Annotated in this window: 10 protein-coding genes; 9 read left to right on the top strand and 1 reads right to left on the bottom strand. The window is 59.8% G+C overall.

Translation table 11 applies throughout. From position 1 onward, the window contains the following. Positions 1-4 precede the first annotated feature (4 nt). Entirely contained in the window at positions 5-1,021 is a 1,017-nt protein-coding gene (locus tag P0M04_RS14920; RefSeq protein WP_259450026.1) for an adenosine deaminase, read from the bottom strand. 621 nt (positions 1,022-1,642) lie between these two features. Between P0M04_RS14920 and P0M04_RS14915 the strand changes: the two genes are divergently transcribed. The 9 genes from P0M04_RS14915 to P0M04_RS14875 all read left to right on the top strand — a co-directional run bounded on the left by P0M04_RS14915 (position 1,643) and on the right by P0M04_RS14875 (position 12,193). Beyond that, a complete protein-coding gene (locus tag P0M04_RS14915; RefSeq protein WP_105378977.1) occupies positions 1,643-3,565 on the top strand; it encodes a PrkA family serine protein kinase in 1,923 nt (640 codons plus the stop codon). 184 nt (positions 3,566-3,749) lie between these two features. Next, a complete protein-coding gene (locus P0M04_RS14910; protein ID WP_025511496.1) occupies positions 3,750-5,021 on the top strand; it encodes a YeaH/YhbH family protein in 1,272 nt (423 codons plus the stop codon). Between the two features lie 11 nt (positions 5,022-5,032). Further along, positions 5,033-6,559, top strand: coding sequence for a SpoVR family protein (locus P0M04_RS14905; RefSeq protein ID WP_025511494.1), 1,527 nt, complete (start codon positions 5,033-5,035; stop codon positions 6,557-6,559). Between the two features lie 570 nt (positions 6,560-7,129). Then, positions 7,130-7,795, top strand: coding sequence for an energy transducer TonB (locus P0M04_RS14900; protein ID WP_259450025.1), 666 nt, complete (start codon positions 7,130-7,132; stop codon positions 7,793-7,795). Between the two features lie 84 nt (positions 7,796-7,879). Further along, on the top strand, positions 7,880-8,815 hold the full coding sequence (locus tag P0M04_RS14895) for a MotA/TolQ/ExbB proton channel family protein (RefSeq protein WP_259450024.1): 936 nt from the start codon (positions 7,880-7,882) through the stop codon (positions 8,813-8,815). A gap of 3 nt (positions 8,816-8,818) precedes the next feature. Then, positions 8,819-9,247: an ExbD/TolR family protein gene (locus P0M04_RS14890; protein ID WP_259450023.1), complete on the top strand. Its 429-nt coding sequence runs from the start codon at positions 8,819-8,821 to the stop codon at positions 9,245-9,247. A 79-nt stretch (positions 9,248-9,326) separates the two neighbouring features. Beyond that, positions 9,327-9,758, top strand: coding sequence for an ExbD/TolR family protein (locus P0M04_RS14885; RefSeq protein ID WP_197071585.1), 432 nt, complete (start codon positions 9,327-9,329; stop codon positions 9,756-9,758). Positions 9,759-9,827: 69 nt separating this feature from the next. After that, entirely contained in the window at positions 9,828-11,060 is a 1,233-nt protein-coding gene (locus P0M04_RS14880; protein WP_259450022.1) for a tetratricopeptide repeat protein, read from the top strand. A 161-nt stretch (positions 11,061-11,221) separates the two neighbouring features. Further along, complete coding sequence (locus tag P0M04_RS14875) at positions 11,222-12,193, top strand: bifunctional riboflavin kinase/FAD synthetase (protein WP_259450021.1); 972 nt, start codon at positions 11,222-11,224, stop codon at positions 12,191-12,193. Positions 12,194-12,223 lie beyond the last annotated feature (30 nt).

Raw genomic sequence — 12,223 nt, 5'->3', positions numbered from 1 at the left:
GCGGTCACGCGGCCTGTGCGGCGTCGAAGAAGGCGTCGACTTCGGCCAGCCAGGCACGCTTGCGCTCGGGCTCGAGGAACGCGGCGGCGAAGCTGTTCTTCGCCAGCCGGCGCGCATGGCTGGCGTCGAGCGGCAGCGCGTCGAACGCGGCCAGGTAGTTGTCGTTGATGTAGCCGCCGAAATAGGCCGGATCGTCCGAATTCACGGTGGCCGCGAGGCCTTCGTCGAGCAGGCGGCGCAGGTTGCTGTCGCCCATCACGTCGAACACGCGCAGCTTGATGTTCGACAGCGGGCACACGGTCAGCGCCATCTGTTCGCGCACCAGACGCGCCGTCAGTTCGGCATCCTCGAGGCAGCGCACGCCGTGGTCGATGCGCTCCACGTTCAGCACGTCGAGCGCGCTCTCGATATAGGCCGGCGGGCCCTCTTCGCCGGCGTGCGCGACGAGGTGCAGGCCCAGGTTGCGGGCACGCTCGAACACGCGCGCGAATTTTTCCGGCGGGTGGCCGACCTCGGACGAGTCGAGGCCCACGCCGATGATCTTGTCGCGGAACGGCAGCGCCTCTTCCAGCGTCGCGATGGCCTCTTCCTCGGACAGGTGGCGCAGGAAGCACATGATGAGCGTGGCGCTGATCGGCCCGTCCTGGCAGGCGCGCCAGATGCCGTCGACGACGGTCTGGAACGGCACGCCGCGCGCCGTGTGCGTCTGCGGGTCGAAGAAGATCTCCGCATGGCGGACGTTGTCCGCGGCCGCGCGGCGCAGGTACGCCATCGTCATGTCATAGAAGTCCTGCTCGGTCAGCAGAACACTTGCGCCTGCGTAATATATGTCCAAGAACGACTGTAGATCGGTGAAAGCGTACGCTTGACGCAACGCTTCGACCGATGCATACGGGAGCGACACACCATTTCTTTGCGCGAGCTCAAAAATCAGCTCGGGCTCGAGCGAGCCTTCGATGTGGATGTGCAATTCTGCTTTCGGCATCGCCTGCAACATATGGCGCAGCTGTTCGTTCAGCATGGGATCTCCGCGTTGAATCATTGGAATGGAATCAGGCAGCCAGTGTAGCGCATGGATGCAAGCCTTTCATTCCACTGAAGAATTCCTGATATGTCAGTACACAATACGCGTGCGCCACTGCTTAGCAAGATGGTGCACTATTTACTTAACGATTAATAAACATGATCGTGGCTGACGGGATCAAAAGTCTTGGTTGGAAACCATGTCTGAAATACCAAAAAAGGGGTAAAGGCATGGTTCGCAATGATCTTAAAAATGGTTATTTCCTTATTCGTTTCAAAGACTTGGAAAGGCCGGACACGCGTGCACGACACTGTTTTGACTTCGAGAACTAATAGGCAGATAATAAATTTCATAAGCGTAAGAAGACGCTCTCAGCGGGCGCTAACAAAACCGGCTAGGGACCTCGCTGCCACTGCGGAACCACCACAGCGGGCTGCACGAGGTCCTGGTTAAAACCGGATGAGAACAAGAACATCGCCCTTCGTTTTGTGTCAGATCTTCTGACCTCCAAATCCGGACGGCGACCCCAACAAGAACACCTGCCAAGGCCGGGGCTTGGGCGGCAATCTCAGTCAGCCGCCAGACGTGATCAGTGTTAGCACATTAGAGGACATTCACATGACCATTTTTGATAACTACGCAGCCCGCTATGAGCGTACCCGGGAAGAGGAATACTCCCTGTCTGAGTACCTTCAGCTTTGCAAAAAAGATCCCCTGACTTACGCCAGCGCTCCCGAGCGCATGCTGGCCGCAATCGGCGAACCCACCCTGGTCGACACCCGCCTCGACCCGCGCCTGTCGCGCATCTTCGCCAACAAGGTCATCAAGGTATATCCCGCATTCCGCGAGTTCTACGGCATGGAGGAAGTGATCGAACAGGTCGTTTCCTATTTCCGCCATGCGGCGCAAGGCCTGGAAGAGCGCAAGCAGATTCTTTATCTGCTCGGACCCGTCGGCGGCGGCAAGTCGTCGATCGCGGAGAAATTGAAACACCTGATGGAACAGGTGCCGTTCTTCGCGCTGAAAGGCTCGCCGGTGAACGAATCGCCGCTCGGCCTGTTCAACGAAGAAGAGGACGGCGCGATTCTCGAGGAAGACTACGGCATCCCGCGCCGCTTCCTGCGTGCGGTGCCGAGCCCGTGGGCCGTCAAGCGCCTGCATGAATACGGCGGCGACATCAGCAAGTTCCGCGTCGTAAAACGTTATCCGTCCATCCTGAAGCAGATCGCGATCTCGAAGACGGAACCGGGCGACGAAAACAACCAGGACATTTCCTCGCTGGTCGGCAAGGTCGACATCCGCAAACTGGAAGACTATGCCCAGGACGATCCGGACGCCTACAGCTATTCCGGCGGCCTGTGCCTGGCGAACCAGGGCCTGATGGAATTCGTCGAGATGTTCAAGGCGCCCATCAAGGTCCTGCACCCGCTGCTGACGGCCACGCAGGAAGGCAACTACAAAGGGACCGAGGGCTTCGGCGCGATCCCGTTCGAAGGCATCATCCTGGCGCACTCGAACGAATCCGAGTGGAAGACCTTCCGCAACAACCGCAACAACGAGGCATTCCTCGACCGTATCTATATCGTCAAGGTGCCGTATTGCCTGCGTGTGTCGGACGAGGTCAAGATCTACGACAAGCTGTTGCGCAATTCCTCGCTCGACAAGGCGCCCTGCGCCCCGGGCACGCTGCGCATGATGGCCCAGTTCGCGATCCTGTCGCGCCTGAAGGACCCGGAAAACTCGAGCGTCTATTCGAAGATGCTGGTGTACGACGGCGAGAACCTGAAGGACACCGATCCGAAGGCGAAGTCGCTGCACGAATACGTCGACTACGCCGGCGTGGACGAAGGCATGAACGGCCTGTCGACCCGCTTCGCGTTCAAGATCCTGTCCAAGGTCTTCAACTTCGACAACACCGAAGTGGCGGCGAACCCCGTGCACCTGCTGTACGTGCTGGAACAGCAGATCGAGCGCGAGCAGTTCCCGGGCGAGACCGAGCAGCGCTACATGTCCTATATCAAGGAGCACCTGGCGAACCGCTACGTTGACTTCATCGGCAAGGAGATCCAGACGGCCTACCTGGAAAGCTATTCCGAGTATGGCCAGAACATCTTCGACCGCTACGTCACGTTCGCCGACTTCTGGATCCAGGACCAGGAATTCCGCGATCCGGACACGGGCGAAAGCTTCGACCGCGAAACGCTGAACGCCGAGCTCGAGAAGATCGAGAAGCCGGCCGGCATTTCGAACCCGAAGGATTTCCGCAACGAAATCGTCAACTTCGCGCTGAGAGCGCGGGCGACGAACGGCGGCAAGAATCCTGCGTGGACCAGCTACGAGAAGTTCCGCACCGTGATCGAGAAGAAAATGTTCTCGAATACCGAGGAACTGCTCCCGGTGATTTCGTTCAACGCGAAAGCCAGCGCGGAAGATGCGACCAAGCACGCCGACTTCGTGGCCCGTATGGTCGAAAAAGGCTATACGCCCAAGCAGGTCCGCCTGCTGTGCGAGTGGTACTTGCGCGTAAGGAAGTCCTCGTAAAGGCCATCGCAAAACCAGGAGCGTGGGGCGGGCGATGGAGCGCCCGCCGGGCAGGACCGGTGGACCGGCACGACGCCGTCCACCGAATCCGCGACGCCAACCACGTTACGACGCGGCGCGTTATATTATGTAAGGAACCGGGAAGCTTATCCGGCCCGCCGCGACTTTCAGCAGGAGGCCTGTTTTGACTTACCTCATCGACCGACGCTTGCAGGGCAAGAACAAGTCTGCGGTCAACCGCGAACGCTTCTTGCGCCGCTATAAGGCGCAAATCAAGGATGCGGTGGGCCGGGCGATCAAGGGTCGCTCGATCACCGACGTAGAGAATGGCGAGAAGGTCTCGATTCCCGTCAAGGACGTGAGCGAGCCGCATTTCGGACACGCCCATGGCGGCGTCTGGGAGACCGTCAACCCCGGCAACACGGAATACCAGAAAGGCGACACGATCAACCGTCCCCGCGGCGGTGGCGGCGGCGCCGGACGCGGCCGTGCCGGCAACAGCGAGCAGACGACCGAAGACGATTTCATCTTCGAGCTCAGCCGCGAAGAATTCATGAATTACTTCTTCGAAGACCTCGAGCTGCCGAACATGGTCAAGACGCAGTTGACCCAGGTCGTCGAATACAAGAACCAGCGCGCCGGCTACAACATTTCCGGCACACCGTCGAACATCCACGTGCTGCGCTCCCTGCGCGGCGCGCTCGGCCGGCGCATCGCGGTGGGCGGCCCCTCCCGCAAGCAACTGACTGCGCTCGAGCACCAGTTGCGCGACCTGCGCGAACAGGGTGCGGAGGACGACGACCCGCAGGTGATCGAACTGAAGCACAAGATCCACCACCTGCACACGCGCCTGCTGGCGATCCCGTTCATCGACCCGATCGACCTGCGCTACAGCAACCGCATCAAGATCCCGAAACCGTCCACGGCAGCCGTCATGTTCTGCATCATGGACGTGTCCGGATCGATGGATGAAAGCCGCAAGGACACCGCCAAGCGCTTCTTCATCCTGCTGTACCTGTTCCTCAAGCGGGTTTACGAACGGATCGACGTCGTCTTCATCCGCCACCACACGGCGGCGGCCGAGGTCGACGAAAACGAGTTCTTCCACTCGCGCGAATCGGGCGGCACGGTCGTCTCGTCGGCGCTGCACCTGCTGAACAAGGTCATCACCGAACGCTACAGCAACGGCGACTGGAACAGCTACGTGGCCCAGGCTTCGGACGGCGACAACTGGGATAACGACTCCGTGCTGTGCAGGCAGATCCTGAGCAATGCGATCATGCCCAGGGTCCAGTACTACACGTATGTCGAGATCACCGACGGTCCGCCCCAGAACCTGTGGGAGCAGTACGCTGAAGTGGCGTCCACGCACCAGAACTTCGCCATGCAGAAGATCGTGACGCCGGCGGACATCTATCCGGTGTTCCGCGAATTGTTCAAGAAGCAGCCCAAGTAGCGAGGCCCGCTATGCCAAGAGATCCCAACAACCCGCGTGCCCTGCCCGAGCAGTCGGAATGGACGTTCGACCTGATCGAACAGGCGCACGAGGAAATCCGCAGGGTGGCCAGGAAGTTCGGCCTGGACACCTATCCCAACCAGCTCGAAATCATCACGGCCGAGCAGATGATGGACGCGTACACGTCCGTCGGCATGCCCGTCTCGTACAACCACTGGTCGTTCGGCAAGCATTTCCTGACGACGGAAAAGAGTTACAAGCGTGGCCAGATGGGCCTCGCCTACGAAATCGTCATCAACTCGAATCCCTGCATCGCCTATCTGATGGAGGAAAACAGCCTGACGATGCAGGCGCTCGTGATCGCGCACGCGGCCTACGGCCATAATTCTTTCTTTAAAGGCAATTACCTGTTCCGAACGTGGACCGATGCCGACGCCATCGTCGACTACATGGTCTTTGCGAAGAACTATATTGCCGAGTGCGAACAGCGGCATGGTATCGATGCCGTCGAGGAATTGCTCGATTCCTGCCACGCGATCCAGAACTATGGCGTGGACCGGTATAAACGGCCGGCCAAGCTGTCGGTCGCACAGGAAGCGGCGCGCCAGAAGGAGCGCGAGGAATACATGCAGTCGCAGGTCAACGAGCTGTGGCGCACCTTGCCGCGGCGCGAGGAACAGATCAAGGACCAGCCGCCGCCGCGCTTCCCGCCCGAGCCCGAGGAAAACCTGCTCTACTTTATCGAGAAGTACGCACCGCTGCTCGAACCCTGGCAGCGCGAGCTCGTACGGATCACGCGCAAGATCTCGCAGTATTTCTATCCGCAGCGCCAGACCCAGGTGATGAACGAAGGCTGGGCGACCTTCTGGCACTACACGATCCTGCAGGAGCTCTATAAAGAAGGAATCGTCGGCGACGGGTTCATGCTGGAATTCCTGCAGAGCCATACGAACGTCGTCTACCAGCCGCCGGCCACGAGCCCCTATTACAATGGCATCAATCCGTATGCTCTCGGGTTTGCGATGATGACAGACATCAAGCGCATCTGCGAAGAGCCGACGGACGAGGACAAGGCCTGGTTCCCGGACATCGCGGGCAGCGACTGGCTCAAGACGCTCGACTTTGCGATGCGCAACTTCAAGGACGAGAGCTTCATCGCCCAGTACCTGTCGCCCAAGCTGATCCGGGAATTCCACTTCTTCGCCGTGCTGGACGACGACCGCAGCGACAAGCTGACGATTTCGGCCATCCACGACGAGGCCGGATACCGCTATGTTCGCCAGCAGCTCGCTGATCAATATAATATCGGCAACCGCGAGCCGAACATCCAGGTCTGGCAGGTCAACACGCGAGACGACCGCGCGCTGACGCTGCGTCACACCCAGTTCCAGCGCCGCCCCCTGAACCAGCAGGCGCATGAGGTTCTGAAGCACGTCGCGCGGCTGTGGGGCTTCGATGTGCGCCTCGAGACCGTTGACCCATCCGGGCGTGTCGTCAGCAGCCTGGAGTGCCGCCGCGAGAAGCGCGCGCGTTACTGATCTCCCTGCCCGCGCTGCTCGGCGCGGGCATTTTTTTCTTCCATCCTGTTGACACCATCTTCCCCTTGTGATGTAGTTCAACTAACATCTGACGTGGTGAGTGAGCCATATCAAGTGCCTGTATCGACATAAGGACTTGTTATGGCTGACCCCTCTTATCCGGGGTCAAAACCGCTTCAACAGTACGCGCTCCCGCTTGAAACTTCGATATAGTTGGCAGAAACGCCACGCGTCTTTCTTATGATATTTGCTGAGCTGCAAAATAGGCATGGAAAATTTGGCGTTTTGGGGGCGTTCGCCTCATCTTCTACACATCATGAAAGGGGTCCATATAACATTGCAAAACAACTAACTTCCACCTCCATCGGCATGCCCACGGCCCTTCTTTATTGATCACTTTCTTTGCCTGTTTTTACAGACAAATAGGCTCACTTTGAGGGTGTAAAAATGTATGTGCAAAAAAGAATTCGTAGGTATAATTCGCCGATGTCCCGGATGCGGCTCTTAGCTTTTTGTCGTGTTTTGTGGGTTTAGTAGCAACAAAAAAAGGTTGGTATTGGAGAAAGCAGGATGAATTTTTCGCATGAGAAGAACCCCGGGAAGAATTTGACTGGTATCGCCATTGTCATCATCTTGCACCTGATCGTTGCTTACGGGATCGTGACTGGTCTCGGCAAAAAGATGATCAGCAAGGTGACCGAGGCAGTGGAGACCAAGATCATTGAAGATGTAAAACCGCCGCCACCTCCGGAGACGCCGCCCCCGCCGCCGCCGCCGGAAATGAAGGCTCCGCCTCCGCCGTTCATCCCGCCGGTGGAAGTGCAAGTGCAGACCCCGCCGCCGCAGCAGAATGTGATCGCTAACACGACGCAGGCCAAGCCGCAGACGACGGAACTCCAGAAGGCATTGCCGCAACCGTCGGCCCCGCCCGCTCCGGCCGCCAAGCCGGCAGGCCCGGCCCGGACCCCGGCAGTCGCGGACTTCAATACGTGCTCGAAGCCGGAATATCCGAAGTCGTCGCTGCGTAACGAAGAAACGGGTGTGTCGACCATTTCGTTCCTGATTGCTGCGGACGGTGGCGTGAAGGATTCCAAGGTCACGAAGTCCAGCGGCTTCCGCGACCTGGATAAGGCTGCTCAGGTGGCACTGGGCAAGTGCCGGTTCAAGCCGGCAACTGAGAACGGCCAGGCCATCGAGTCCTGGCAGCCGGTTCAGTACGTCTGGACGCTGGAATAACCAGAGACAGCGTATCGTCTCAAAAGCATGATTTTCGTTGTTATTAGTTCAGCGAACTGTTCATTTTAAATTTTTGGAGGAAGCATGTTTAAGAATACCCGTTTGTCCGCTACCGTAGCGGCTCTCCTGTTCTCGGTCACTGCGGCATCGGCACTGGTGTCCGCTCCGGCCTTCGCCGACGCTCCGGCCTCGGCAGCAGCGAGCGCACCGGCAGCGGCACCGGCGGCTGACGCAGCAGCACCGGCAGCCGACGCTGCCGCTTCGGCACCGGCAGCAGCCCCGGCAGCTGGCGGCGAAGCCAAGAAAGAAGAAGTCGAGAACCCGTTCGGCCCTGAAGCTGTGTGGAACGGCGGCGTCGTGTCGCGCAGCACCCTGATCATCCTGGCGATCATGTCGATGGGTTCCTGGTACATCATCATCACCAAGCTGCTGGACCAGATGAAGATCTTCAAGCAGTCGAAGGAAACCAACCAGAAGTTCTGGAAAGCTCCGTCGATCGCTGCTGGCTCGGCTCAACTGAGCGAAGGCTCGCCTTTCCGCTTCATCGCTGAAACCGGCACCAAGGCAACCCAGCACCACGACGGCGCCCTGCTCGAGCAGATCGACCTGTCGACCTGGGTGACCATGCAGATCCAGCGCGCCGTGGACAAAGTCCAGTCGCGTCTGCAGGATGGCCTGTCGTTCCTGGCAACCGTCGGCTCGACCTCGCCGTTCATCGGCCTGTTCGGTACCGTCTGGGGTATCTACAACGCACTGACCAACATCGGTATGACGGGTAACGCGTCGATCGACAAGGTCGCAGGTCCGGTGGGTGAAGCACTGATCATGACCGCATTCGGTCTGTTCGTTGCAGTTCCGGCCGTTCTGGGCTACAACTGGCTGGTCCGCCGCAACAAGTCGGCAATGGAAGACGTCCGTTCGTTCAGCGCTGACGTGCACTCGGTCCTGATCTCGGGCGCAATGCACACCTCGGAAGCTGCACGTGCACAAGGCGCCAGCACCGCTAAAAAGGTTGGCTAAACCATGAGCATGAGTGTTGGCTCCGATAGCGGAGATGAAGATGCAGTGATGTCAGAGATCAACACCACGCCCCTCGTGGACGTGATGCTGGTTCTCCTGATCATCTTTCTGATCACCAGCCCGGTTGTCCTCCACCTGCAGAAGATTGCCCTGCCGATCGAGACCAACCAGGTCGTGAAAACCACGCCGGAAGACGTGAACATCGTCGTCAACAAAGATGGCGAGATGTACTGGAACCAGAAGCACCTGAACAACACCGACGAACTGTTCGATTTCCTGGCCAAGGAATCGGTGAAAGTTCCGCAGCCGGAAGTGAAGATTCGTGGCGACCAGCAAACCCGCTACGAAGCTATCGGCAAGGTTCTGTACACGGCCCAGCGTGCCGGGATTCAGAAGGTCGGTTTCATCACCGAACCGCCTGATAAGGGCTGATCCTCCAGGATGCAACCCGCCAGCGTGATAGTGGTTTACTGCTGTCACGCTGGTTTCCCAAGATTTGAAAGGAAACACCATGGGTATGAACGTTGGTTCGTCCGGAGCTAAAGGAGCAGATCCGGAACCGATGATGGAAATGAACATGACGCCGCTGATCGACGTCATGCTGGTGCTGATCATCATGATGATCATCACCATTCCGAAGCAAAACCATTCGGTTAACTTGAACATGCCGGTTGGCAACCCGCCACCGCCGACCAAGGAACCGGTAGTGATCACGATTGACGTGGACTTCGACGGTACGATCCTCTGGGATAACGCCCCGGTCCCGGATCGTGCCACCCTCGAAGCGAAGCTGGCGAACGTGGCAGCCCAACCTGATCAGCCGGAAGTGCACCTGCGTCCGAACAAGCTGGTCGAGTACAAGGTTGTCGCTGGCGTGATGGCATCGGCCCAGCGTCTTGGTGTCACCAAGATCGGTATGGTCGGTAACGAACAGTTCCAGTAATCGCTTTGGCTATAATGAACACGGCAGGGTTTCCCTGCCGTGTCTATTTTGAATGAGAGAATTTCGATAATGGTTAAATTCCGCCTCGCACACCTCGGCCTCGCACTGGCCGCACTCGGATTCACCGCCGCCGCTCCGGTGGTCGGCCTGGCCCCGGTCTACGCCGCGGAGACCCTCCGTCCCGAAATCGGCAAGCCCCTGCAGGAAGCCCAGCAGCTGATGAAGTCGGGCAAGAACAAGGATGCCCTCGCCAAACTGCGCGACCTGGACAAGGTCGGCGGCAAATCGGCCAACGAGACGTACCTGATCGAACGTACCCGCGCGGGTGCAGCCTCCGCCGCCGGTGATTACGACACCGCTGCCAAGGCATTCGAATACCTGATCGGTTCCGGTAAGCTGTCGGGCGCCGAAAAAGCCCAGTTCTCGGAAGGCCTGATCGGCATCTATATGCGCGCCGGCGACCTGGGCAAGGCCAATGAAGCCATCCAGCGCCAGCTCAAGGATCACGACGATCCGAAGCTGCGTGCCTACCTGATGCAGAACTATTACAAACAGGGCAATATCAAGGCCCTGGAAGACGAGCTGCGCGCGGCCGAAAAGAGCGGCCGCATGAGCGAAGACCAGCTGGGCATGCTCGCCAACATCCAGCTCAAGAAGAACGACAAGGCCGGCTACGTCAACACGATCGAGAAACTGGCCGCGAACTATCCGAAGGCCCAGTACTGGACCGACCTGCTGAACCGCGTGCAGGGCAAGCCGGGCTTCTCGGGCCGCCTGCAGGTGGACCTGTACCGCCTGAAGCTGGCCAATGGCCTGCTGAAGAAGCCGAGCGAGTACATGGAAATGGCCCAGCTCGTGCTGCAGGCCGGCGCGCCGGCTGAAGCCCTGAAGGTCATCGACAAAGGCTACAAGGCGGGTGCACTGGGCACCGGTCCGGACGCCGCGCGTCACCAGCGCCTGAAGGACCTGGCCGAGAAGACCCTGGCCGACCAGAACAAGAACCTGGCCGCCACCGAAGCCCAGCTGGCCAAGGACGGCGACAACGACGGCCTGGCATCGCTGGGTTACGCTCTGGTCCAGTCCGGCCAGGCCGACAAGGGCCTGAAGATGCTGGAAGCAGCGTCGAAAGCCAAGGACCTGAAGCATCCGGAAGACGTCAAGCTGCGCCTGGGCGAAGCGTATGCCGTCGCCGGCAAGAAGTCGCAGGCGATCAGCACGCTCAAGTCCGTCGGCGGTACCGATGGCACGGCGGAAGTGGCCCGTTACTTCATCATGGCGATCAACAAGCCGATCTCCGGCTGATCTCCCTGCCCGGGCTGAAAAAAAGCGCAGTCTGCGTCATGCAGGCTGCGCTTTTTTATTGGGGGCAACGCTACCCCATCCATTGCAACAAAGGCATTGCGCTGTGCAACATGCCCTTTGCCGTATAATCTGGTATTTCGCCTAGAAGCACGAACCATCCCATGAAGGTATTTCGCGGACTTCCCAACGACAGGGCACGCGCGCCTTGCGCTCTCACGATCGGCAATTTCGACGGTGTCCACCGCGGGCACCAGGCGCTGTTGGCCCACGTGACAGCGAGCGCCCGCAAGCTCGGCCTGGAAGCCGCCGTGATGACCTTCGAGCCCCATCCGCGCGAATATTTTGCGCAGCGCAGCGGCGATTTGTCGAAGGCGCCGGCGCGCATCGCCAACCTGCGCGACAAGCTCGAATCGCTGGAACATGCCGGCGTCGATCGCGTCATCGTCGAACACTTCAACGAGCATTTCGCGTCGATGTCGCCGGACGAATTCACGCAGCGCGTGCTGGTCGACGGCCTGCACGTAAAATGGCTGATGGTCGGCGATGACTTTTGCTACGGCGCCCGCCGCGCCGGCAACGTCGCCCTGCTGGCCGAAGCCGGCAAGCGCTACGGCTTCGAAGTGCACAGCCTGCCGGCCGTGCTGCACGACTCCACGCGGATCTCGTCCTCGGCCGTGCGCGCCGCGCTCGCGGCCGGCGATTTCGACGCCACCCGCGCCCTGCTGGGCCACCCGTATTCCATGTCCGGCCACGTCATCCATGGCCAGAAACTGGGCCGCACACTGGGCTTCCCGACGCTGAACCTGCGCGTCGCCCACCGCCCCGCACTGGCCGGCATCTTCGTCGTGCAGGTGCACGGCCTGGCCGACCGGCCGCTGCCGGCCGTCGCGAGCCTCGGCGTGCGCCCGACCGTCGAGGACGCGGGCCGCATGCTGCTGGAAGTCCATGTGTTTGACTGGAACCAGCCCTGCTACGGCAAGCTGGTGCGCGTGGAATTCCTCACCAAGTTGCGCGACGAGGAAAAATACGTCGACCTCCCCACACTGACGGCCGCCATCGACCGCGACGCGCAGCAGGCCCGCGCCTGGTTCGCCCAGCGCGCCGGCGCGCTCACCGCCACCGACCGAATTTGACCGGGACTTCCAGAGTCTCAACGGCGCCAA

The sequence above is a fragment of the Telluria mixta genome (genome assembly GCF_029223865.1).
Classification (GTDB): Bacteria; Pseudomonadota; Gammaproteobacteria; order Burkholderiales; family Burkholderiaceae_D; genus Telluria; species Telluria mixta.
Note: the sequence above shows the minus strand (reverse complement) of the source record. Positions and strands in the feature narration are given on the sequence as shown.

Coding starts and splice junctions, on each gene's coding strand:
- P0M04_RS14920 (WP_259450026.1), bottom strand. CDS start 1,021: ATGCTGAACGAACAGCTGCGCCATATGTTGCAGGCGATGCCGAAAGCA.
- P0M04_RS14915 (WP_105378977.1), top strand. CDS start 1,643: ATGACCATTTTTGATAACTACGCAGCCCGCTATGAGCGTACCCGGGAA.
- P0M04_RS14905 (WP_025511494.1), top strand. CDS start 5,033: ATGCCAAGAGATCCCAACAACCCGCGTGCCCTGCCCGAGCAGTCGGAA.
- P0M04_RS14900 (WP_259450025.1), top strand. CDS start 7,130: ATGAATTTTTCGCATGAGAAGAACCCCGGGAAGAATTTGACTGGTATC.
- P0M04_RS14895 (WP_259450024.1), top strand. CDS start 7,880: ATGTTTAAGAATACCCGTTTGTCCGCTACCGTAGCGGCTCTCCTGTTC.
- P0M04_RS14890 (WP_259450023.1), top strand. CDS start 8,819: ATGAGCATGAGTGTTGGCTCCGATAGCGGAGATGAAGATGCAGTGATG.
- P0M04_RS14885 (WP_197071585.1), top strand. CDS start 9,327: ATGGGTATGAACGTTGGTTCGTCCGGAGCTAAAGGAGCAGATCCGGAA.
- P0M04_RS14880 (WP_259450022.1), top strand. CDS start 9,828: ATGGTTAAATTCCGCCTCGCACACCTCGGCCTCGCACTGGCCGCACTC.
- P0M04_RS14875 (WP_259450021.1), top strand. CDS start 11,222: ATGAAGGTATTTCGCGGACTTCCCAACGACAGGGCACGCGCGCCTTGC.